This is a genomic window from Sulfurimonas sp., from assembly GCF_041563495.1.
Taxonomy (GTDB): Bacteria; Campylobacterota; Campylobacteria; order Campylobacterales; family Sulfurimonadaceae; genus Sulfurimonas.
The window spans coordinates 33,711-55,704 of the sequence record NZ_JBFFMZ010000009.1 but is presented as its reverse complement, the minus strand read 5'-3'; the positions used below and the strand labels follow the sequence as shown (position 1 = coordinate 55,704).

Sequence of the window (21,994 nt, the reverse complement as noted above, 5' to 3'; positions counted from 1 at the left end):
ATATTATCGTTAATAATAGTACAATCTACATGTAGGCTGCTCTTTTCTACGTGAAGCTGAGGGGGGATTGTGATGAAATTTTTTTATTATCTGTTTTTTATTTTAAGTTTTTTTATTTTGCCGGTACCTCTCAATGCAGGAGACAAGACCGTTTCTATAAACGACGTCAACATCAGTGAAGGCAACTCCGGTACTACGACTTTCACATTTACTATTACAGGAACTGACAACACCCCTAGTGATGAATCTATTGATTATATTATATATGATGCTACTGCAACTACCGCTGACAGCGACTACATTGCTGCTACTGGAACAACTAATTTTGACGCCTCCACAGACACTGCTACTATATCTGTTACAGTTAATGGCGATACGACACCAGAAGCAGATGAAACATTTATAGTTATTATATACAATCTGCGTAAAAATGATGGAAGTGCCAGTCTTAATTCAATCGCGGACGATTCAGGGATAGGTACAATATTAAATGATGACACTCAAGCCTGGCCGCCGATTATGGGTAGTATTTCCGATCAGTTTGCAATAAAAGATTTAGTTTATAGTTTAAATATCGCAGATTATGTAACAGAAGTAAATGATGATAATGTAACATACAGTATATCAGGAAGCATACCTGCCGGTTTGTCCTTTAATACAAGCTCAGGAGTTTTAAGCGGAACCCCTACAACACTTGGAGTATATGACCTAAATGTCACAGCAAGCGATACAGATGGTTCTTCCGCCGCAGGCAGTTTTTCACTTACCGTTGATTATGGATTTTGTTATGAATACGCTTACAGCCAACAGGGAAGCTATTTTACAGAAAACAATGACGGTAATGAATCAGCAGACTTAGTAAGCGGTGCCAAATATATAGTTGCTAATGACACATCTATTCCAGTGGATATGAATCTCTATATAAGATATCGTTCAAGTCTTAACATTACAGATTTAAATATGAGTGTTTTGGATATAAACTCTACCCAAGTAACTTACCATAGAGAATCAACAGAAGTGGCAAAAAACGGAATTATTTATACTTCCATAGCCGATTCAAGTATGGATGTTGCGGACGAATACATTAAAAAAATTCCGCTTGGTACTTTAAGTAGCAGCGATTATTTTTACGTAAACTATAAGTTAGACCCGAAAATATCTATTTTAAATACACCGATAAATGCGGATCTCTCACTAAGCGTAAACGGAACCACCAACTACACGCTTACTCTGGGTGATAACGTACCGTTGTGCTCTGCCAACAGCGGAGGCGGTTACCACCCTATCAGTGCTATATTCAATATGGTACATGCAGATTATTACGATTTTGATATCGGCGGAAGCAACAGATACTATAACCTGCCGACTCAAGTAGTTAAAAGAGAGGGTAATTTTAAAATCATCTCATTAGAGCCTGCTCCTGATGAACATACGCTCAAATCAATCACGGCTGTACCTGTATCCGTTGAGCTAATAGATGTGGATGTCGGTCACGGAGATATAGAATCGGCATGCGGAAATACCCTCTCTGCCATTACACCGAGAGTATGGGTGGTATTTGATAATAACACCACAACTATGCCGTTTAATAAAGCGGCCATTCAAGCAGCCATAGATGCCGATATGATTTCCACTGACAGGGGAATTATAACCACACCTTCTGATTTTTACAAAGAAGCACGTGAAAATGTTGCATTTCGTACAAGTTATTATTTTGCGGGTAACGATGATGAGTTATTGACACTATCCGTTGCAGGTACTCCAGGCAATCCTGAATACAATGTAGACAATTTCTCCGATGCTGTAAAGATAGGTAAGTGTGTCACTGATGTAGACGGTAATCTAAACAACCAAGACACTGTTGCACAGTTTTGCGACAACGCAGGTTCTCCATCGACAATGACACCGTCAGAACTTAGAACGTGCTTGGAGTGTGTCTACGGTCTTGCCACTACACTGACATGTTCAAGAGACAACTTTGCGATAAGACCGGAGGCATTTGATATTCAAATAGATGATCAAGACCAGGCAAATCCGGCTTCTCAAACACCGCTCTCTTCCCCTGCCAAACTTGCAGCAGGATATAACTATAATCTCGAATTAACTGCTACAAGCCATATTGACGATAATGCTTCTCTTGGTTATACACGTATTTATACCGAGACAACGCCTTATAAAGCACAGTATCAATGGAACAGTGCATTAACAGGCTGTAATGATGAGGGCAATAAAACCGTAGGTTTCTCATTCGTTGACGGCTCGGTAGATGCAAATACATCTGTTGACCAAGTCGGTGAATATCTACTGAATGTAACGGACAGTACTTGGACAAGCGTAGACAGTACAAGTTATCAGACAGGAACTTACTTCATGGGAACTCCGGACTGCGTAGCAGACAGTACGGTTACACAGGCGGTCGGATACTCTCCAGGGTCAGCTTCTGCATTTATCGGCTGTAATATTAGTAGCAGCCACACGAATCCTACAACATCTGTCGCATTTAATGATTTCGATACATCATTCTATCCATACAAGTTTGATTTAAGTGATATTAACTCTTCAGTCGGTCTAAACAACACTGCGCTATCTACAAACTCTTTTGTATATATGTCAGATATGTCACAAGATGAATATATGTCATTTCACTTGAACGGCAATATCAGAGCAAGTGGATACAATGACTCTAATCTTACTAACTTTACTACGGGTTGTTATGCCCAAGCAATTGATATAAATATCTCAAAATCAAATCTAGCTACAACGGGTATTGCTTATCAGTACAGATTTAATACTCTCGATTCCAATAATCTAAAAGTATCGACAACCAGCGGTGATTTAAACAATACAGCCGGTCCGATAAGCCTAAGTGATGGAAACTTTACTGCATCTACTCTCGGCTCAATCAACTCAAAACTGAATCTGAATTTCAATAGAAAAATTAACACTCCTGCAAATCCTGAAAAAATCAATTTTATCACGTATAATGTTGATTGCCAAAATGCAAACATCAACTGTAGCTTCAGTGCGGATTTAACGACTAAAACTACACAGGGTGTGCGTTCACTCGACAACAATGTAACTCACTACTACGGTCGTACACATGCACCAAGACAGAGATATGAAGGACCTACAGGTACTGCAAAAATTTACTTTGAGGCCTACTGCTTCAATGCGCTAAATAGTGTAACCTGTGACAAGACTCTTCTTCAAGACGGCACAGCTTCAACAAGGACTAATGATATCAGATGGTATGTAAACACTCAACATATTACGACTAGAGACGGCAATATAGGTACCGTTATACAAAAAGGCGGTACAGGTGCGGCTTCTGATGTCGTAGATGCTGTTACAACTGGAACTACAAACCCATCAACTGCTGCTCTTACATACGATGAAAGTTTTGGTTATCCATATAAAACGACTATGGATAACAATGCCTCCAGATGGCTTATTTATAATGAAGATAATCCAACAGCGATCAGAAATGAATTTCCAGTAGAGTTCGATAAAATAGGCAGTGACTGGAGCGGTGCGCACGATACAAACACGACAACCAGAGATGCACCTACAATCAAAACTAATAGGAGAAGCATGTGGTAAGCAAAAAAAACAGAATTGGCAGATTTGCTTTTACTATGATAGAACTTATATTTGCAATTGTAATTATTGCCATAAGTGTACTATCTCTTCCTATGATTACCCAAGTAACAGCGAAAGGGGTGGAGAGCAATATAGTTCAAGAAGCTATTTTTGCCGCCTCTGCAGAGTTGATGGGCGCAGCTTCAGGGTATTGGGATTCAAACTCGATGCAGGATTATAATCTAAGTCATATGTCCAGAGTTATAGATGTAGACGGAGATTGTGATAATAATACAACCAGCAGCAGATACCGGCTAAGAGCTGGGCATATAGAGCAGCCTTTACATAGGAGATGTGTTATTAGCAATGCAGGCACTGTCAATAACGCTTCAGACTCCACTTTTGTAAATTTAAATAATGCTGTCGGTAGTCATGCTATTTTCCTTCTTCCTAATCCAGAGGCAACTGGATATAAGAATGATTATAGCAGTTCTGTTAGTATCACTCAGGCGGGTGATATAAAATATATCACTATTAATGTAACAGACTCAGACGGTGACTTAATCACAGTTCTTAAAATGCAAAGTGCAAATATTGGTGAAATAGACTACTTCAAGAGGGGGTTCTAGTGATAAATCGCGCTGCATTTACAATGCTTGAACTGATTTTTGTTATAGTAATCATGGGAATACTCGGTAAGTTTGGTGTTGAATTTTTAGCTCAAGCATATAATAGCTTTATATTTTCAAATATTAACAACACTTTGCAGTCAAACAGTGCTGCAGCCATAGAAACTATTGCCTCAAGACTTCAGTTTCGTGTAAAAGACTCTATTATTGCAAGACAAGATGCAGCAACTTTTCAAGCGTTAGCAAATTCAACTTTAGCTGAAAATGCAAGAATACTTGAATGGGTAGCAAGCGATATAGATGGCTTTAGAGGCAACTCTTTACCTTTGTGGAGTGGAATCATTGACTTAGACGCTTCAAGTGCTGATCTTTTGAATTCGCCAGATACGAATACAACCGCATTAAATACGCAAATAGGCATATTATCGCACTCTAGCGGGACGGGTATTAATAATGCTGCTATATATTTTATCGGTTCAAACAATAATGTAAATACCGGCTATGGATGGGACGGAAATCCTATAACAACACAGAACTCTGTAATGCACCCCATAAGAGCCGGTGCTGCCATTGATGAGTTTGTTCCTGTCAATGGAAGTACTGGCGTTGACAATAACTTTAGCGGAGTTGATGTATACGAATACTACCAACTTGCTTGGACTGCTTATGCAGTAGAACATCAAGTAAACGGAGATTTAGTTCTATGGTATGATTATCAACCATGGGCTGGTGAAACATATACAGATGGTCAACATGATATTTTAATGCAAGGTGTAGATACATTCAGGTTTAAAGCTGTCGGTTCAGTTGTAAAGATACAGGTGTGTGTAAATACCGACTTAGTGGAGGATTATTCATTATGCAAAGAAAAAACTATTTACTAAGCAAATCCAGATCCGGATTTGCTATGATTATGGCTATAGTAGTAATAGTTATTATAACCACAATTATGACTCTTTCACTAAGCATGACTACAGAAACTGTAAAAAAAACCACGGACCTTTATCTGTATGAACAGGCAATATTGTACTCCAAAAGTGCTGCAGAGTTAGCCCTGCTAGATATTGCAAAAAATGGTTGTACTAACAACTTTAATACTAATTTTCCCGACTCTTCAGGTACTGCTAGCATCTATAATGCAAATGTGACTATGAAATATGTATATACTGGAACAGTGACTGGATGCGAAGATTATTTCACTATAATCACCCCAGAGCAAAGCGGCTCCGTACTAATGGATATTACTGTTACAACAAACGCGGGAACCGAACCAATCCGCTATTTTAGAAGAAGCATCCAAAAATTATAAATTTTCTAAACCTTTTAATGATATAATCTCAAAATTAAAATATTAAAAGGACCATAAATGAATATTTCTCTTACGGGAAGACATTTAGAACTGACTGAGCCTATCAAAGCTCATATGAATACATCTATTGAAACATTGACTAAATACAATATGGATATTATTTCTGTAAATGTTATAGCTTCTACTCAAACAAAAAAAGGTAAAGAGCACTCTGTTGTTGAGTTTGTTATCAACCTTGCTCACAAAAACTCTGTAATCATCAAACAAAATGACGGCGATTTATACGCTGCTATTGATTTAGCTATTGCCAGAGCTCAAAAAGCTTTACGCCGTATGCACGATAAAGATGTTGGACACCGTAAAGTAGGTCTTAATGAAGTTAAGGCTGAAAATGTAAATATCAAAGAAGAAGCTGAAGCTAACGAAGACGAAATCGTTCCTGTTGAACTAGAACTTTACAAACCTCGTGAAGTTGAAGATGTTTTAAACGACCTCAAAGATGGCGGTAAAATGTTTGAAATCTTTTTAGACAATGAAGGTAAAACTCGCGTTTTATACAAACGTAATGATGGAAAATTTGGGCTTTATTAATTAGTCCCGTAAAGGAAAGTAATTCCCTTTACTCCGCTTAGGCCGCTGAGGCCACTAAAAATGAGGCTCTTGCCTCATTAAAGTCTAAACAAGCAAATCTTTTTTAACTTCACTTACAATTTTTTCATCCTCAGCTAAATCAACCCATTTAAACTGACTTCCACTCTGCGAAGCACCTTTAAGCAGATCTCCGCTTTTTCTAAACTTTAAATCCAAATTTGCAATATCAAAACCGCTGGTAGTATCTACAAATCTGTCTAATCTCTCAGATGCACTTTGATTTGTATAGAGATAACAATAACCCTTTAGTCCCGTTCTGCTGACTCTGCCTCTAAGCTGATGAAGCGTGGAAAGCCCCAACCTCTCAGCTCCTACGATAACAACAGTAGTTAAACGAGGAAGAGAGATGCCGACTTCTACAACTGTTGTGGCAATAAGAATATTTCCCTTTTCACGAAATTCTAAAAGCACATCTTCTTTTTGTTTATCCTTTCCATGGGTCACATAGACATTCTCAAATTTTTTCTCCCAGTATCCTCTAGCCTCATCAATACTCTGGTATTCCAAAACTTCGCTCTGCTCAACCAAAGGATAAACTAAAAGAACTTGGTTATTTTTACTTATCTCAGATTCTATATGCGCTAACAACTCTTTAAAATCACTCTTGTGTATGACCTTGGAATAAATATCTTTTGAAAATGGCGTAGACGTGATAAGAGAGACATCTATATGAGCCGTTTCTATCATTGCCTGTGTTCTTGGAATCGGAGTTGCGGAAAACTGCAAAAAATGCGGCTTTTTTTTACCGCTGCTTACAAGTTTATCAAGCATATTTCTCTGTGCTGTTCCAAACCTGTGTTGCTCATCAACCATAACAAGTCCTGCATCCGGGAGTTCTCTATATAAAAGTGCATGAGTCCCTATGATAAAATCAAACTCTTGTAAATCAATATTCTTAGACTTATTTGTTACTAACACAGACTTGGCACCCGGCAAAAACTTTTGTGCCTCTTCAAAAAGCTGGTTTGCCAGTATTGTAGTCGGAGCCATTAAAATTGAGCGGTGAGGCAACATCATAAAAGCAGATGCTAAAATAACCATAGTCTTACCGCTTCCTACATCACCGACTATCATACGCCTGGATGCTACGTCTTTGTTAAAATCACTTTTTATATCTTCTATAGCTTTTAACTGCTCATCTGTCAGTTCAAAAGGCAGCGAATCTGCCCAAGTTTTATAATTGGCATCTACCTTCACCATAGACTCAAAATATCTTCTTTTTCCTGAGAGTTGTTTCATATAACTAAAGAGTTCCAGGTACTTAAGAGCATCTATTGTTTTAGCATCTAGCTCTTTTAGATTTATCAGATGCTCACTTGGAAAATGAAGCTTTAAAACCTTCTCCGCTATTTCCTCTTTTAAGCCTTCTGAGAGCAAGTTTTGCAGTGTAAGGTTGTTTTGTATCAGGCGATGCATCACGTCAGTCCTCAAGGCTGATTTGTACTTGGGAGTGATAGCGCCTACGTTTGTGGTTTTTCTCGGCATACTCATACTGCAGTTGCCGATTTTACAATCTATGACACCGTAAAAGTAATCTCTTTCTCCGACTTTAAACTGATGCATCATATACGGCTTTGGACGAAATAAAACTCCGCTGATTGTATGACCCAGATTATGTGCATAAAAAGTTATTTGGATTGTATTTGGAGCGCGAAAAACAGATTCAACTGTAGCATCTATTAATTGTGGTTTACCCATTTGGATTGAACTGTGAAGAGTGAGGTCTTCGTAAGAGTGCGGAATATTTAAAGCAAGTTCACACCAAGAATTAATACCTAGCTTTTTAAACTTTTCTTGCATATCTTTAGTGAGGTCCATTTCATTTCCTTGAGTTACTAATACTACCTCTTTTTGAAAACCTCATATAAAAATATTGCAGATTGCAATAATTACTTAGTAACTATCGCAAAACTCATCTCTAAAATCTCTCTGTGACTTTTGATGAACTCATTTAGATCTTTTAGTTTCAGCTCTTTTATCAGCTCTAACTCTTTTACAGAATGACCGAGTTCCTGACCTTTATAAAACTCCATAAAAGTTCTGTTTAGTCTCTGGCTCATTGTCTCAACTCTTAAAGGTTCACTCCCAAGCAGAAATTTTTTGGTCTGTTGTAACTCATCTTTTGTCACACCGTTTTCTACAAATTCTGCAACAACTTCTACAACAGTCTTTTGTGCTTCCCCGAGTGAATCCAGTTTTGTCTGAAGATAACCGGTCATATGGCTGCTCGATTTACTGACACTTACTCTTGCATACGCAGAATAAGCCAAACCTTTTTTAACTCTAATCTCTTCCATAAGACGTGAACCGAATCCGCCTGTTCCCAAGATGAAAGTAGCAACTCTTGCCTTGTAGTAATCATCAGAATTATATTTGATATTATAAGGAGAACCAAAATATACATATGCTTGTTTAGTATCTCTTTTTAAAATGCTCTCTGAGACTTTCTGATTGACATCATAATAAGGTAGAGAAGTCATCTTACCTTTAGGCATAGTCTTGATGATTTTTGTTATCTCATCCTTTGCTTTATTAACATCTATATCACCACCGACTACGACTATCAGTCTTGAACTTACCAGATGCTCTTTTACAAAAGCTTGGACATCGTTAAGTTCTATGCTTTTTACACTCTCTATTGTTCCAGATGCCGGATTTGCAAGCGGAGTTCCTTTAAAAAGAACTGCTTTTAGCTCGTTAGATGCTACATAGTCAAAATCATTTGCCTTAGAACTAAGCGCACCGATAGTCGTAGTTTTGATCTTACTTATCGCTTCATCAGAAAAGTTAGGGTCTTTAAGTAAAGAGCTGAACTTTCTTAGTGCTTCTGAGAATTCCTCTTTTAAACAACCGACTTCCATAACAAAAGTCTCTTTGCCCGCAGATGAAGATATATGAATAGCTTTACTTTCCAAAGACTCGGCAAAGGCAGATGAACCAAGTTTTTTAGTTCCCTCTCCCATTAGCTTCGCACTGAACTTTGCAAGTCCCGCTTTTGTTGTATCTGTAATGCTGCCGCTGTTTTGAAAAACAAACTGCATAGTTACAAGAGGAAGTCTTTTATCTTCTTCAAAAATCACAGGCACTTTCAACCCGTTTGTCTCAATATATTCTATAGTTGTTGCCATTATAATTTGTCCTGTAATCAATAAAGTTAGTAAAAGTCTCATCATTGCTGTTATATTCTCCTGTTACTAAAGGCGAATTTTGCTTAAGCAAATTTCTCTAAAGTCTCATATGCCGTATTTCTAACTGCCGGTATCTCACCAATATCTTTAATAAGAGTCACCATCTCTTCTTTTGCCATCGAGTAAGCTGCCCCGGCAGAACTTACTACATTTTCTTCCATCATAGTCGAACCTAAATCATTGGCTCCGAATCTAAGAGCCATCTGACCTATGTAAGCGCCTTGCGTAACCCACGAACTCTGAATATTAGGTACATTGTCAAGATAGAGTCTTGCAACTGCCAAAAGTCTCAGATATCTGTTTGAAGAAGGCTTGTCCATATCTGGGATTAGGCGTAAAAGCTCAGTGTTTTGCCCTTGAAAACTCCACATGATAAAAGCACGGAAACCGCCTGTCTCATCTTGAAGATTTCTAATCATATCAAAATGCTCAATTATATCTTCATCACTCTCAACAGTTCCGTACATCATTGTAGCAGTTGACATAATCCCAAGTTTGTGGGCTTTTCTGTGAATATCTATCCAAACTTCAGAGTCAATCTTCTTAGGTGCGATAATATCACGAACTTTATCGCTAAGTATCTCAGCCCCTGCCCCTGGGATAGATGCAAGACCCTTGGCTTTTAGTCTTTCTAAGACCTCTTCAACACTGATGCGAGATACTTTAGCTATAAAATCTATCTCAATAGATGAAAATCCATGTATCGTAATCTCAGGATATTTAGTGTGGATATGTTCAACCAAATCTTCATACCACTCAATTTTGAGCTTCGGATGAACTCCGCCTTGAAAGAGTATCTGAGTTCCGCCGATTTCCAGCAGTTCATCTATCTTTGCATCTATCTCATCAAATGTAAGAACGTAAGCATCTGCATCTTTTTCATGTCTGTAAAAAGCACAAAACTTACAATCAACCCAACAAATGTTTGTATAGTTGATATTTCTGTCCACGACAAAAGTAGTTATACCTTTTGGATGAAGCTCTTTTTTACGAGCTGACGCCATGCGTCCCAGTTCTTTTAAGTCAGCATTTTTTATTAAGTCCAGTGCCTCTTGCTTAGTTAATCTTTTCATTTTTACTTATCTTTTGAAATTGCGTCCAAAACACCGTTGATAAATTTAGGAGACTGCTCAGTTCCAAAAGCTTTTGTTATCTCAACAGCTTCATTTATAACAACAGCGGAATCAAGCTCACCAAAAAGAATCTCATAAGTCGCAAGTCTAAGAGTAGCTCTTTCAATACTTCCAAGTCTCTCAAAATCCCACTCTTTTAAGTGTTCTATTATCGCTTTATCACAAGCTTCTAGGTTTTGCATAACTCCGTCAAAAAGTCCAAGTGCAAAATCTTTTTGTTTGTTACGAATCTTTTTCTCTTCTAATATCTCATCTGTATGCTCGGCTATATTTCCATTACCTAAGTCATAGGCATAAAGAAGGCTAACAACCGCCATTCTGGCGTGATGTCTAGTCGCCATTACAGGTTCTCGTAAAGATCTAGCATCTCAATAACAGTAGTCATTGCTTCAAAACCTTTGTTTCCTGCTTTTGTACCGGCTCTCTCGATAGCTTGCTCGATAGTGTCAGTTGTTAAAAGACCGAATGAAACAGGTTTTTGGTACTTAAGACTCATTGTTGCTATTCCTTTTGTTGCTTCTGCAGAAACATAATCAAAGTGAGGAGTCGCTCCACGGATAACTGCACCCAAAGCACAAATTGCATCGTATTTGCCAGATGCCAAAAGTTGGTCAACAACCATTGGAAGTTCAAATGCTCCAGGAATCAGAACATGTGTAAGCTCATCATCATTACCGCCGTGACGTTTAAATGCATCTTCAGCACCCTCAACTAATCTATCAACTATAAAGTGATTCCATCTTGTACTTACTATCGCAATTTTTTTGCCGTTAACTACTTTTAATTTACCTTCAACTAACTTCATCTATCTTCCTTATATTTCTTGAATTTTTTTAATTTTTGTTATCAGAGCATCGAGCTCATCCAGTTTTATCATATTTGGCCCGTCACTCAGTGCTACACTTGGGTCAAAATGTGTCTCCATAAAGAAACCGTCTACACCTACTGCTGCTGCACCTTTTGCAAGGTAAGGAACCATAGAAGAGTCTCCGCCAGTTTTACCGTTTGCAGCTGTTGGCATCTGAACAGAGTGGGTCGCATCAAAGATAACAGGTGCAAAATTTCTCATAGTGACCAAGTTTCTCATATCTACCACCATGTTGCCATAACCAAAAGAGTTTCCTCTCTCACAAAGATATACTCCGTGTTTTAGGGCATTTTCATACGAAGCTTCTTTGCATCCTCTGGTTTGAAGAACTTTTAATACCGGATAAAGCATAGCATCTCCGCTTAGAAACTGACCTTTTTTGATATTTATCTTAGCATCTGTTTTTGCACAGGCGACTAACAAATCTGTCTGGCGACATAAAAATGCAGGAATCTGTAACATATCTGCCACTTCTGCGACAGTCGGTACTTGAATCGATTCGTGAACGTCTGTCACAATCTTATATCCGAAATCATCTTTTACTTTTTGAAGGATTCTAAGACCCTCTTGCATACCGAGTCCGCGAAAACTTTCTAAAGATGTTCTGTTTGCTTTGTCAAAACTTGCTTTAAAATAAAAATCTATAGACTCATCTTGATGATACGGCTCTAGAGCTTTAGCAATTTTAAATATGTTTTCTTCACTCTCAATGACACAAGGTCCCGTAAGTAATACCATTGTTTACCTTTTTGGCACTAAATGCCGATACCCCCGCGGCTGAAGCCTCAGTAGGGTGTGAAAATAAAGAGAGATTATATCATAATGGTATTAAAATAAATTTACTTTTGTCTAGCCACCATGATACCCGCTATTACGATTAAAACTATTCCGGATGCAGTTATCAGATTAGGAAGAGAATCACCTAAAAAAAGACCGACTAAAATAGCAAATACAATGTTTGTATAACTAACCGCTCCGACTATCCCCGCTTTTGTCTCACCGTAAGCTTTTGTCATATAGTATTGTGAAAGAGTTCCCAAAAGACCGAGACCTATTACATAAAGCCAAACCACTCCTTTTGGCATCACAAACTCACCTAACATAAAGTCAAGTGATGAAACCTGAATATACTCAGATAAGACAAACAGAAATAGAGGTCCGATAGTCCCGACTAATGTAAAGGAGAGAACTATCGCTCTTGTGTCATAGTAACTTCTGAGCTCTCTGACCGAAGTGTAAGCCAGTGCCGCACCGACTCCGCTGAATATTCCGAGCAAGTCATATTTTGTAAATCCTATCGCACTTGGCTGAGTGATAAGTACGATTCCGCCAAAACCTATAAATACCGCTAGCCAAGCCGATAATGAAAGCTTTTCTTTTAAAAAGGCCCAAGCAAAGATAGCTGTAAAAATAGGAGCAGTTTTAGAGAATGTCACAGCATCTCCCAAAGGTATATTGGCAATATTGTAAAAATAAGCAAGAAGTGCGCTAAAGCCCATAAGACCACGGAAAAAAAGTAAGAAAGGTTTTCCGCCTTTGTGCATCATAGGAGTTTTGTATACAGTGTAACCGATTAGTACGACACCAAAAAGATTTCTAAAAAATACTACTTCAAGTGATGACATATGCTCAGATGCCAACTTTACAAAAGCACCCATAATCGCGAAACTAAACGATGCTATAAGCATATACTTCACACCGTTGTTTAAATTTTTAATTTTATCCATAAATGCAATTATAGCAAGCTATTAACTTCTATTTCGTATAATTATACGATTAATTAAGGATAATTATGGGAAATTTATTATTACTACTTATTGTTGGCGGATTTTTTTACTGGATATTTCAGAGCTATTCCAGATATACGACTTACTCTCAAGAGGCTTTTAAGAACTTTTCTGTTTCAAAAGACTCACTTCAAAAGAGTGACTTAGGTCTTTTTGTTGCACTTGTTGCAAAGGTTGCTAAGGCTGATGGCAGAGTAGATGCACTTGAAGCTCAGCTTATAAGCATCATGTTTGATGACATCTCAAACGTATTTCCAGAGCCTCAAAAAACTAAAGACATCTTAAAACAAATCTTTGATGAAGAAAAAAACAGAACCGATAACATCCAAGATGTTGCGTACAAACTCGGATCTGCTATAAAGAGAGACAGAGCAAAGCAACAGCAGTTTATGGGCTTTTTAATTCAACTGGCATTCGTTGACGGAGAAGTCTCACAGAGTGAAGAAATAGTTCTTCAAACGATTGCTTCATCTTTTGAATTTAACCCGGATGCTTACCATGCAATCTTTGATCAGTTTGAAAAGATGATGAAAAACGTACAACCAAAAGCAAACATCTCGGATGCTTACAGACTTTTGGGTGTTAGTGAAAGTGACGATATCAGCACAATAAAAAAAGCATATAGAAAACTAATTCGTCAATATCATCCCGACATCATTAAATCTCAAGGGAAAGATGAATCATATATGCAAGAAGCAACAGCAAAAACTCAAGAGATAAACCAAGCCTATGAGATGATTAAAAAGGCTAAGCAATAAAAAAGTTTATATTTATACTTGTTCTTGTGACAAATATTGTTGCTAATGAGTACGGCTCGATGCTATTTCATGGCAACTGTGTGACATGTCATTTTGAGACTAAAGATGTCTCAGCACCGTCGATGATGAGAGTAAAAGAAAACTACCTAAGAGCATTTCCAAAGAAAGAGGATTTTGTAGCATATATGTCAAGATGGGTAAAAAACCCAAACGAAAAGACTTCTATAATGCTTGGAGACATCAAAAAATATGAATTAATGCCATATTTACATTATGATATGGAATCTTTAGAAGAGATTTCTGCTTATATTTATGAGACTGATTTTGACAAAGAACATAAAGGGCATAAATAGCTAAGATAAAGTTTTAAAGTCTCTCTCCCAAAAAAAATCAATCCAATCATCTGCCTCATTTATCCAAAAATCAGGTTCATAAACGGATGTTTTTTTATAAAAAAGTGTGGATGATTTAAACTCAATGTTTTCATGCTTAGATGCGAGATGAGGCATAACTGCTTTTAGAGTATCTCCGCTGTCAGAGATATCATCAACAACCAAAACCCTTGATATATCTCTAAAACTGCAATCACCGAAGATGCTAATAGCATCTCTTTTTTGAGTGTTATCATAAAGTTCTGTTCTCAAGGTCTGAACTTCACGTATATCCAAGCCCTCTGCCAAAACATGAGCAAGAGTAAGTCCACCCCTTGCAATACCGACTATAACTTCCGGGTTAAATTCTTTTACATTTAACAGTAGTTTTTTTGTATCGATTCTAAAATCTTCGTAGGAGTAATATTTCATAATGAAATTATACTCATTTTAAAACTATTTTGATAAAATCTTGTAAAAATCAGGATTAATAAATGTATAAAAATCTCTTACTTGTTATCATAATCGCAATTTTTGCCGGTTGTTCTGCTCCAAAGCCCGAACAAACTCCAGGCTGGTACACCAATCCGCCAAAAGATTTTAAAAATTTTTATGCCGTTGCAGCTGCAAGCAATGAACACAAGGCAAAAAACATTGCTATAAATACTTTAAGACAAAATATAAACAAAGATATTGAATCTTCATTGAATTCTCAAAACAATAAACTTTCTCATGACACTAAAATGTTCCAAGAGGTTATGAGTACTACAGCACATCTATGCAATACCTTCTCCATGAGAAATGTAAAAGTAAAGAAACAAGCACTATTTAATTCCCAAACGCTTATCCTTGTATCTATTCCAAGAGAAGAACTTTTTAAAAAAATTCAACCTGACTTAGATAGTAAAATCAAAAGTTTAAAAGAAAAATACGATAATAACAAAGAAAGTATAGCGATTGAGCGTTATGTTTATCTCAAAACTTTAATGTCTCAATACGCTTATCTTGCATCAAGAACGGCATTTGCACAAATAACAGTCCCAACATATAATTCAAATAATAATTTCAGAATATTAAGAGAACTAGCAGATGAATACTACGCTCTAAAATCTAAAGTAAACTTTTATGTACTTAGTGACCTAAATTCAAGAATATATTCTAAAGCTATTAGAGATGCTCTTGAAAAAGAAGGCTTGAGTATTTCTAATAAAAATAAAGATAAGAACACTCTAAAACTGCTTATAACTTCACAAACAGATAACGGACAAGAGTACACTTTCAATGTAAGCAAAAACTTAGTCAAATTTACAACTTTTGATGCCGATAAAAATAAAATTCTTTTTAAACAACACACCTTTATCGGCAAATCAAGAAAGAATCACAAAGATGCAAAAATCCAAACACTCGGGCATATTAACACGAAAATAAAACACTTAGGAATATTTAATTTCATCGGTATACAAAGTAAATAAAACACTTAGTTGATAAATATTATTTAAGATTAGTAGTAGTATAATCGAATAACATTTAAAAAAGGAGATCATATGATCAAAACTTTATCGTCAATGGCATTAGCAGGTTTAGTAGCTGCAACAATTACAGGATGTGGTGGTGCTGCGCCAGAGTCAAAACAAGAGGAGTTTGACAACCGTTGTAAACAAGAAAATGTTTTAGCTCCTAAGTGGACTTGTGTTCCTATGGTTGAGGGTGCTTATGCAGGTGTCGGTATTGCTCAAAAAAGTGCTGCTGGCATGGGTCATATGAGAAGAGTTGCTTTAGCTAACGGCCGTTCGGATTTAGCTCAACAAATCAAAGCTCAAGTAAAAGACAAGGTTGAGACTTTCACTCGTACAACAGGCGTTGCTGAAGGTGAGACCGTAGATCAGGTAAATACTGCCGTTTCCAAACAAATCGCAAAAGTTGATTTACAAGGTTCAAAAGGTGTTGATGCTTGGACTGCTCCATCAGGCACACTCTATATGCTGGTAACTGTTCCTGAAGCCACTGTAAATGGTGAAGTAAAAAAAGCGGTTAAGACTAGTTTTAAAAATGACCAGGCTCTATGGCAACAATTTCAAGCTAAGAATGCTCTAGAGAGTTTAGATAAAGAATTCCCGACTGACTAATGAAGAGATTAGTTGGCTCTCTACTGCTAGTCTTATTTGTTTTAGCAGGTTGTAACTCACAACCTGCACCAAAAAAAGTCAGTACTTCTCCTTCTTGGATTTTAAATCCAAATCAAAACGGTAAAAACGGAGCTGTAGGAAGTTCAATGAGAACCTATGATCAAAAGACATCGACTCAGAGGAAACTTGCAATTACCAGAGCTCTTGATGAACTTTCCCTTCAACATGGCGTAAAAGTTGAGATGAGTTTGACAAAACAAGAAAGCTACAAAAATGGTAATGGAAGTTCACAAATAGACGTCGGTGCAAATTATCGGACAAAAAATACAATTACAGCACATATTGAAGAAGTTTACGAAGATAAAGTCTCCGGTGAACTTTTTATATGGATGGTGTTGGACTGAAAAATTCTCTCATAATGAGAGAATTTAACAAAGCAATCTTTTAATCCCCTCTAAATTAGATATAATTCCATAAATATTTCTACTTCTATATATACTACAAGGCTCCCATTATGAAAAAAATTGCAATTATCGGTCGTCCAAATGTTGGAAAAAGCTCACTTTTTAACCGTTTGGTAAGAAAAAGAGACGCTATTACATCCGACCTTGCAGGAACGACAAGAGATGTTAAAAGAAAAAACACTGTAATTATAAATAAACAAGTAGAACTTCTTGATACCGGCGGACTGGATAAAGGTTGCGAACTATTTGACAAGATTAAAGAGATGTCACTTAAGGCTGCTTACAAAGCAGACATTATTCTTTACATGGTCGATGGTAAGGGAATACCCGAAGATGAAGACAAAAAACTGTTTTATGAGCTTCAAAATCTTGGAAAAGATGTAGCTCTTGTTGTAAATAAAATAGACAACGACAAGATGAAAGAAAAACTTTGGGACTATTATGAATTTGGCACAGATGCTATCTTTGGCATATCCGTGTCTCACAACAGAAACACCGTTGAACTTCTAGAGTGGATAGCTTCAAAGATACCTGATAGCGATATAGTAAAAGAAGAAGAAGATGACGAAGAAGAAGATATTCAAGTAATCGAGCCGGAGATTAGTGATGAAGAGTTCTTTGCTGAGCATGACCATAATATTGACGATGAAGATGACGGCTATATCTACTGGGATGAAGAAGAAGTGGAAGATGATTCTATTTTTGCTCAAAATGACAAAATAAAAGAGTTTGATGAAAATGACATCAACCATATTAAGATCGCTATTATCGGACGCACAAACGTTGGTAAGAGCTCCCTTCTAAATGCTTTACTGGGTGAAGAACGCTCAGTAGTCAGCAGTGTTGCGGGAACAACAATTGACCCTATTGATGAGACTATTGAATATAAAGACAAGCAGCTTACATTTGTTGATACGGCAGGACTAAGACGTAGAGGCAAAATTCTTGGAATTGAAAAATATGCTCTGATGAGAACAACGGAGATGCTCGAAAATGCGAATATGGCACTTATTGTTTTAGATGCAAGTGAACCGTTCTTGGATTTAGATGAGAAAATTGCCGGTTTGGTTGACAGCAACAGACTTGCTTCTATTATTGTTTTAAACAAGTGGGATATTTCTAAAAGAGAAGATCACGATAAAATCATCAAAGAAGTCAGAGACAGATTTAAGTTTTTAGCGTATGCACCTATTATCACTATCTCTGCAAAATCACACCAGAGAGTAGATAAACTTCATGATATGATTTTAGAGATTAATGACAACTACTCTCAGAGAATCCCGACTTCACAAATAAATGAAGTAGTTGAAAAGGCGCTAAGAAGACACACTCTTCCAAGTGTAAGCGGTCAGGTAATCAGAATCTACTATGCAACACAATACGAGACAAGACCGCCAAAAATAGCGATAGTTATGAATAAACCCAAAGGTCTTCACTTTACATACAGAAGATATCTTACAAATAAACTAAGAGAAGCATTTAACTTCACTGGAACGCCTGTACTCTTTAAAGCTAAAAAACGCGGGGAAAAGTAAACTATTTAAATTGCTTTATACTCTGACACTTAAAAAGTGTCAAGCTTTAGTGGCCTCAAAACAAGGGAACCGCTTTTGCGGAACAAAATGTTTCTTTAGACGGCCCAAGCGTAGTAAAAGGGACTTGTTCCTTTTACGGACTAATATAATATATTAAAACGGTTTGAATACCACCATTGCTACTATTATAAGCATTAAAATTGTCGGGATTTCATTATAGACTCTAAAAAATTTACCGCTTTTTGTGCATCTGTCTTCTAAGAACTCTTTTCTATACTTGTCCATAGAATAAAAATATATGACTAATAACACTACAAAAGAGATTTTTGCATGAAGCCAACCATTACCGGCAAAGCCGTATGCGTAGCTAAGATATGCACCACTTAGTATTGTTGTCCACATAGACGGAACACCTATGTATTTAAAAAGCTTCATCTCTTGTATCTTAACGACTTCTACGAAACCTTTGTTGTCAATATTCTCTGCATGATAAACAAACAGTCTTGGCAGATAAAACAAAACTGCAAACCAAGATATAAACGAAATCACATGAAACCAAAGAACGAAATTGTACATATCCAGTCCTTTAAAAATTTTTCTCTAAAGATAGGGCATAATAGTTAGACCCGCCTTTTTCTACATTGTTTATTGTACCAAAACCGCCTGAGCGATGTTTTACTGCTACGCCGAGATAGGTGTCTTTTAGCGGTTCATACTTTGCTAACCTGCCGATGTCAAAATCCAAACTAAAATCTATATAATTTAAGAACTTAGAATTATTATCGCCGTTTTGTACAGCTTCTTGTTTTTCGCAGTACAAGATATGACTTGTGTACGAACCGCCTTCACCAAAACCGAGTCTAACCCTGTTTTTTAAAAAATCTATATTCCAATAAATTTTTATATACAGCGTACCTTCATATATATCACCCTGCAAACCGGCTTCGTCAAAATAAGAAAGGCCGCCTTTTACATAAATGTCAAGCGGTAAATCAAAAAGTCCGTCTTTTAAAAGATAACCTGCATCTAAAGCAGTGACTGTTAAATCTTTCGGATATGACTTTACATCTAAAAACACGACTTCACCGAAATCACTATTTGTGATTTTTCCATGTGCAACTCTGATAGAGTAATCATCACTTGCACCCAAATTTAAAAATAAAAACAGTAAAACTAAATATTTCAAAAATATTTCCTATCGGGGGGAATTTTGCAGAATATTGCACACCCAAATCGGGTGTGCTGAGTTAGTTTGACTTAAACGTCAATAACTTCTAAATCTTTAATAGAAGCATTATTGTGGTCTACCACTTTAGTATGCAGGCGACGGAGTGCTTTAGAAGCTCTATCTATTGCTAAATCAATAGCAGCATCTAAATTATCGTCACTTTGATTTATAACAATCGGTTCAGCGTGAGCAACATGAATATCAAATTCTATTGAGACACCTTTTTTTTCAGCTTTTACGTTAACGTTAACTGTCGTAATATCTAATGCATATTTTGAAAATCCTTCAATAGCAGACTCTATGTGAGCTCTGTTGTTAGCGTGTAGTGTAATGTCTTTTGCACGAATTTGTACGTTCATAATAAATCCTTTAAGTAAGTAGCTCCTAGCTACTCTATATATACTTCAATAATAACTAAATAAAGCTGAGATTGGTATAATACTGCTTAAAAAAATTTAGGATTTTAACAAATGAGAGTATTTACAGGTATTCAGCCATCAGGAGACTTGCATATTGGAAACTATTTTGGGTCTATCAAGCAGATGGTTGATGCACAAGAAGACAACGATACATTTGCTTTTATAGCGAACTATCATGCACAAACTAGTGGTGGTAAAGACTTAGCAAAACTTACAATGCAGGCAGCAACAGATTTTTTAGCTCTTGGAATTGACCCGAAAAAATCAACATTCTGGGTTCAATCGGATGTAAAAGAGGTTTTAGAACTCTACTGGATACTGTCTTCTTTCACTCCAATGGGTCTATTAGAACGTGCTCACAGTTATAAAGACAAGGTAGCTAAAGGAATCGCAGCAAACCACTCTTTATTCTCATATCCTGTTCTTATGGCAGCCGATATTTTACTTTTTGGCTCAGAAGTTGTTCCTGTTGGAAAAGACCAGATACAACACATTGAAATTGCACGTGATATAGCTACAAAATTTAATAATCAATATGGTGATATCTTAGTCATGCCGGAATTTCGTGTTCAAGAAGAAGTTCAGACAGTTCCCGGAATTGATGGGCAAAAGATGTCAAAAAGCTATGGAAATGTTGTGAATATCTTTGGCGAAGAGAAAAAACAGATGAAGACGATCAAAAAGATTGTTACCGAAAATGTTGCAGTAGAAGAACCAAAAGAATATGAAAACTGTAATGTTTACAATATGGCTAAACTTTTTTTAGAAGGTGACAATCTTATCGCTCTTCAAGAGAGATATAAAAAAGGCGGAGAAGGTCACGGTCATTTTAAAATTTATCTTGGTGAAGTAATGTGGGAATATTTTAGAGAATTCAGAGAAAAACGCGAATATTATGATAAAAACCAAGACGAAGTTAGAGATATCCTAAATGCAGGGGCAAACAAAGCGAGAGAAGTAGCCCTTCCTATGATAGAAAAAATTAGAAGCGTAACAGGAATCAGTTACTAAGATTTTTCTTCCTTATCACTCGACAATTAATTTTCCCTGAAATGTAGCTATAATAGATAGACAAAAATTTCGGGGAGACGATTATGCGTATTTTTCTTTTAATAATTGCATTAATTCTTAGCCTAAATGCTAAATCACTCTTTAGTAATTCCAACCAAGCAAACAACTCAAAATATATAGCTGCACTCAAAGACCTCATTATTGCAACACAAAAAACTCGCGGTCTGACAAACAACTACTTACATGGCAACACCACATCTATTTTACTTGTATATGGAAACAGAAAAGAGATGAAAAAAGCCATCAGTATCATGGAATCACTTCCATTGGCATCTAACCCTATAATCAACAGCAGTGCTACAAATATTAGCCAATCACTAATCAAGCTTAATCGTAAAGCATTCAAAAAAGAGCCTGCTGTAGTATTTGAGCAATATACCGAATTAATAGAACAAACATTGATGCTAGCGCAAACGGTCAGTAAGCATGGTTCCAAAGAACTTAATCCACTAGGCAAAAAACTCTCAACTGTGATGATGGAAGTCATACTGCCGTTATCCGAATATGTTGGGCAGATGCGAGGTATGGGTTCTGGTATCGTTGCAAGTGGTAAGATTGAAAGCGTTCAAAAAGCTCAACTGCAGGCTATTATACATGAGATACAAAATCTTACTTCTCAACTAATAAGCAATGAAAAACTAATCGCTTCTAGCAATAAACAAAATTTTAGCCAAGATTTATATGAAAAATTGAACAATATTGAACGCTCTAGTAAAAATTATATCTCATTGACAAATGAAGAAGTTCTGCAAAAGAAAATTATTTCCTATGATACAGATGCATATTTTGATAGCGGAACAGAGCTCATATCACTTTTGATTGAAGTTTATAATATCAATAACAAAGTTATATTGGACGACTCAAAAGGATGGTTATGA

24 protein-coding genes are annotated in these 21,994 nt (G+C 36.7%); 13 read left to right on the top strand and 11 right to left on the bottom strand.

Annotation, left to right across the window (positions count from 1 at the left end; translation table 11 throughout):
• Positions 1 to 72: 72 nt before the first annotated feature.
• The 5 genes from ABYK18_RS09600 to hpf (ABYK18_RS09580) are packed head-to-tail and all read left to right on the top strand — an operon-like array spanning position 73 to position 6,108.
• The gene (locus ABYK18_RS09600; protein ID WP_373036455.1) at positions 73 to 3,600 is read left to right on the top strand and encodes a putative Ig domain-containing protein; all 3,528 of its coding nucleotides are present in this window, start codon (positions 73 to 75) and stop codon (positions 3,598 to 3,600) included.
• Positions 3,594 to 4,208 carry a type II secretion system protein gene (locus ABYK18_RS09595; RefSeq protein WP_373036454.1) on the top strand — a complete coding sequence of 205 codons (615 nt, stop codon included), beginning with the start codon at positions 3,594 to 3,596 and terminating at the stop codon, positions 4,206 to 4,208. The genes ABYK18_RS09600 and ABYK18_RS09595 overlap by 7 nt, the downstream gene beginning before the upstream one ends.
• Positions 4,208 to 5,092 (top strand): type II secretion system protein, encoded by an 885-nt coding sequence (locus tag ABYK18_RS09590; protein WP_373036453.1) that lies wholly within the window; start codon positions 4,208 to 4,210, stop codon positions 5,090 to 5,092. The genes ABYK18_RS09595 and ABYK18_RS09590 overlap by 1 nt, the downstream gene beginning before the upstream one ends.
• Positions 5,068 to 5,517, top strand: coding sequence for a hypothetical protein (locus ABYK18_RS09585; RefSeq protein WP_373036452.1), 450 nt, complete (start codon positions 5,068 to 5,070; stop codon positions 5,515 to 5,517). Before ABYK18_RS09590 ends, ABYK18_RS09585 begins: the two co-directional genes overlap by 25 nt.
• A gap of 57 nt (positions 5,518 to 5,574) precedes the next feature.
• Positions 5,575 to 6,108 (top strand): ribosome hibernation-promoting factor, HPF/YfiA family, encoded by a 534-nt coding sequence (gene hpf, locus ABYK18_RS09580; RefSeq protein WP_373036451.1) that lies wholly within the window; start codon positions 5,575 to 5,577, stop codon positions 6,106 to 6,108.
• Between the two features lie 84 nt (positions 6,109 to 6,192).
• On the opposite strand, the gene recG is transcribed toward hpf (ABYK18_RS09580), so the two are convergent.
• The 7 genes from recG to ABYK18_RS09545 all read right to left on the bottom strand — a co-directional run bounded on the left by recG (position 6,193) and on the right by ABYK18_RS09545 (position 13,084).
• Positions 6,193 to 7,986 (bottom strand): ATP-dependent DNA helicase RecG, encoded by a 1,794-nt coding sequence (recG, locus tag ABYK18_RS09575; RefSeq protein WP_373036450.1) that lies wholly within the window; start codon positions 7,984 to 7,986, stop codon positions 6,193 to 6,195.
• Between the two features lie 71 nt (positions 7,987 to 8,057).
• Positions 8,058 to 9,296 carry a M16 family metallopeptidase gene (locus ABYK18_RS09570; protein WP_373036449.1) on the bottom strand — a complete coding sequence of 413 codons (1,239 nt, stop codon included), beginning with the start codon at positions 9,294 to 9,296 and terminating at the stop codon, positions 8,058 to 8,060.
• Positions 9,297 to 9,379: 83 nt separating this feature from the next.
• Positions 9,380 to 10,429: a dehypoxanthine futalosine cyclase gene (locus ABYK18_RS09565; RefSeq protein WP_373036448.1), complete on the bottom strand. Its 1,050-nt coding sequence runs from the start codon at positions 10,427 to 10,429 to the stop codon at positions 9,380 to 9,382.
• A 2-nt stretch (positions 10,430 to 10,431) separates the two neighbouring features.
• Positions 10,432 to 10,830 (bottom strand): transcription antitermination factor NusB, encoded by a 399-nt coding sequence (gene nusB, locus ABYK18_RS09560; protein ID WP_373036447.1) that lies wholly within the window; start codon positions 10,828 to 10,830, stop codon positions 10,432 to 10,434.
• Positions 10,830 to 11,294 (bottom strand): 6,7-dimethyl-8-ribityllumazine synthase, encoded by a 465-nt coding sequence (gene ribE / locus ABYK18_RS09555; RefSeq protein WP_373036446.1) that lies wholly within the window; start codon positions 11,292 to 11,294, stop codon positions 10,830 to 10,832. Before ribE ends, nusB begins: the two co-directional genes overlap by 1 nt.
• 9 nt (positions 11,295 to 11,303) lie before the next feature.
• A complete protein-coding gene (gene kdsA / locus ABYK18_RS09550) occupies positions 11,304 to 12,095 on the bottom strand; it encodes a 3-deoxy-8-phosphooctulonate synthase (protein ID WP_373036445.1) in 792 nt (263 codons plus the stop codon).
• A gap of 101 nt (positions 12,096 to 12,196) precedes the next feature.
• Positions 12,197 to 13,084, bottom strand: a complete 888-nt coding sequence (locus ABYK18_RS09545; protein WP_373036444.1) for a DMT family transporter — start codon at positions 13,082 to 13,084, stop codon at positions 12,197 to 12,199.
• A 65-nt stretch (positions 13,085 to 13,149) separates the two neighbouring features.
• Between ABYK18_RS09545 and ABYK18_RS09540 the strand changes: the two genes are divergently transcribed.
• Complete coding sequence (locus ABYK18_RS09540; RefSeq protein ID WP_373036443.1) at positions 13,150 to 13,902, top strand: TerB family tellurite resistance protein; 753 nt, start codon at positions 13,150 to 13,152, stop codon at positions 13,900 to 13,902.
• A gap of 26 nt (positions 13,903 to 13,928) precedes the next feature.
• The gene (locus ABYK18_RS09535; RefSeq protein ID WP_373036442.1) at positions 13,929 to 14,255 is read left to right on the top strand and encodes a cytochrome C; all 327 of its coding nucleotides are present in this window, start codon (positions 13,929 to 13,931) and stop codon (positions 14,253 to 14,255) included.
• On the opposite strand, the gene ABYK18_RS09530 is transcribed toward ABYK18_RS09535, so the two are convergent.
• A complete protein-coding gene (locus ABYK18_RS09530; protein ID WP_373036441.1) occupies positions 14,256 to 14,705 on the bottom strand; it encodes a phosphoribosyltransferase in 450 nt (149 codons plus the stop codon). It abuts the gene before it with no gap.
• Between the two features lie 62 nt (positions 14,706 to 14,767).
• Here ABYK18_RS09530 and ABYK18_RS09525 point away from each other — a divergent pair, with 62 nt between their 5' ends.
• The 4 genes from ABYK18_RS09525 (at position 14,768) to der (ending at position 18,398) form a co-directional block, all read left to right on the top strand.
• The gene (locus tag ABYK18_RS09525; RefSeq protein ID WP_373036440.1) at positions 14,768 to 15,745 is read left to right on the top strand and encodes a hypothetical protein; all 978 of its coding nucleotides are present in this window, start codon (positions 14,768 to 14,770) and stop codon (positions 15,743 to 15,745) included.
• 72 nt (positions 15,746 to 15,817) lie between these two features.
• Positions 15,818 to 16,399, top strand: coding sequence for an LPP20 family lipoprotein (locus ABYK18_RS09520; protein ID WP_373036439.1), 582 nt, complete (start codon positions 15,818 to 15,820; stop codon positions 16,397 to 16,399).
• Positions 16,399 to 16,803, top strand: a complete 405-nt coding sequence (locus ABYK18_RS09515; RefSeq protein WP_373036438.1) for a hypothetical protein — start codon at positions 16,399 to 16,401, stop codon at positions 16,801 to 16,803. Before ABYK18_RS09520 ends, ABYK18_RS09515 begins: the two co-directional genes overlap by 1 nt.
• A 110-nt stretch (positions 16,804 to 16,913) precedes the next feature.
• Positions 16,914 to 18,398, top strand: a complete 1,485-nt coding sequence (der, locus tag ABYK18_RS09510) for a ribosome biogenesis GTPase Der (RefSeq protein WP_373036437.1) — start codon at positions 16,914 to 16,916, stop codon at positions 18,396 to 18,398.
• A 153-nt stretch (positions 18,399 to 18,551) separates the two neighbouring features.
• Here the strand turns inward: der and hemJ are convergent, their stop codons facing one another.
• The 3 genes from hemJ to hpf (ABYK18_RS09495) all read right to left on the bottom strand — a co-directional run bounded on the left by hemJ (position 18,552) and on the right by hpf (ABYK18_RS09495) (position 19,985).
• A complete protein-coding gene (hemJ, locus tag ABYK18_RS09505; protein WP_373036436.1) occupies positions 18,552 to 18,974 on the bottom strand; it encodes a protoporphyrinogen oxidase HemJ in 423 nt (140 codons plus the stop codon).
• Between the two features lie 10 nt (positions 18,975 to 18,984).
• Complete coding sequence (locus ABYK18_RS09500) at positions 18,985 to 19,584, bottom strand: hypothetical protein (protein ID WP_373036435.1); 600 nt, start codon at positions 19,582 to 19,584, stop codon at positions 18,985 to 18,987.
• 71 nt (positions 19,585 to 19,655) lie between these two features.
• A complete protein-coding gene (gene hpf / locus ABYK18_RS09495; protein WP_373036434.1) occupies positions 19,656 to 19,985 on the bottom strand; it encodes a ribosome hibernation-promoting factor, HPF/YfiA family in 330 nt (109 codons plus the stop codon).
• A 111-nt stretch (positions 19,986 to 20,096) separates the two neighbouring features.
• Between hpf (ABYK18_RS09495) and trpS the strand changes: the two genes are divergently transcribed.
• The gene (gene trpS / locus ABYK18_RS09490) at positions 20,097 to 21,056 is read left to right on the top strand and encodes a tryptophan--tRNA ligase (RefSeq protein WP_373036433.1); all 960 of its coding nucleotides are present in this window, start codon (positions 20,097 to 20,099) and stop codon (positions 21,054 to 21,056) included.
• Positions 21,057 to 21,139: 83 nt separating this feature from the next.
• On the top strand, positions 21,140 to 21,994 hold the full coding sequence (locus ABYK18_RS09485; RefSeq protein ID WP_373036432.1) for a nitrate- and nitrite sensing domain-containing protein: 855 nt from the start codon (positions 21,140 to 21,142) through the stop codon (positions 21,992 to 21,994).

Coding starts and splice junctions, on each gene's coding strand:
- ABYK18_RS09600 (WP_373036455.1), top strand. CDS start 73: ATGAAATTTTTTTATTATCTGTTTTTTATTTTAAGTTTTTTTATTTTG.
- ABYK18_RS09585 (WP_373036452.1), top strand. CDS start 5,068: ATGCAAAGAAAAAACTATTTACTAAGCAAATCCAGATCCGGATTTGCT.
- hpf (WP_373036451.1), top strand. CDS start 5,575: ATGAATATTTCTCTTACGGGAAGACATTTAGAACTGACTGAGCCTATC.
- recG (WP_373036450.1), bottom strand. CDS start 7,986: ATGGACCTCACTAAAGATATGCAAGAAAAGTTTAAAAAGCTAGGTATT.
- ABYK18_RS09570 (WP_373036449.1), bottom strand. CDS start 9,296: ATGGCAACAACTATAGAATATATTGAGACAAACGGGTTGAAAGTGCCT.
- ABYK18_RS09565 (WP_373036448.1), bottom strand. CDS start 10,429: ATGAAAAGATTAACTAAGCAAGAGGCACTGGACTTAATAAAAAATGCT.
- nusB (WP_373036447.1), bottom strand. CDS start 10,830: ATGGCGACTAGACATCACGCCAGAATGGCGGTTGTTAGCCTTCTTTAT.
- ribE (WP_373036446.1), bottom strand. CDS start 11,294: ATGAAGTTAGTTGAAGGTAAATTAAAAGTAGTTAACGGCAAAAAAATT.
- kdsA (WP_373036445.1), bottom strand. CDS start 12,095: ATGGTATTACTTACGGGACCTTGTGTCATTGAGAGTGAAGAAAACATA.
- ABYK18_RS09545 (WP_373036444.1), bottom strand. CDS start 13,084: ATGGATAAAATTAAAAATTTAAACAACGGTGTGAAGTATATGCTTATA.
- ABYK18_RS09540 (WP_373036443.1), top strand. CDS start 13,150: ATGGGAAATTTATTATTACTACTTATTGTTGGCGGATTTTTTTACTGG.
- ABYK18_RS09530 (WP_373036441.1), bottom strand. CDS start 14,705: ATGAAATATTACTCCTACGAAGATTTTAGAATCGATACAAAAAAACTA.
- ABYK18_RS09525 (WP_373036440.1), top strand. CDS start 14,768: ATGTATAAAAATCTCTTACTTGTTATCATAATCGCAATTTTTGCCGGT.
- ABYK18_RS09520 (WP_373036439.1), top strand. CDS start 15,818: ATGATCAAAACTTTATCGTCAATGGCATTAGCAGGTTTAGTAGCTGCA.
- ABYK18_RS09515 (WP_373036438.1), top strand. CDS start 16,399: ATGAAGAGATTAGTTGGCTCTCTACTGCTAGTCTTATTTGTTTTAGCA.
- der (WP_373036437.1), top strand. CDS start 16,914: ATGAAAAAAATTGCAATTATCGGTCGTCCAAATGTTGGAAAAAGCTCA.
- hemJ (WP_373036436.1), bottom strand. CDS start 18,974: ATGTACAATTTCGTTCTTTGGTTTCATGTGATTTCGTTTATATCTTGG.
- hpf (WP_373036434.1), bottom strand. CDS start 19,985: ATGAACGTACAAATTCGTGCAAAAGACATTACACTACACGCTAACAAC.
- trpS (WP_373036433.1), top strand. CDS start 20,097: ATGAGAGTATTTACAGGTATTCAGCCATCAGGAGACTTGCATATTGGA.
- ABYK18_RS09485 (WP_373036432.1), top strand. CDS start 21,140: ATGCGTATTTTTCTTTTAATAATTGCATTAATTCTTAGCCTAAATGCT.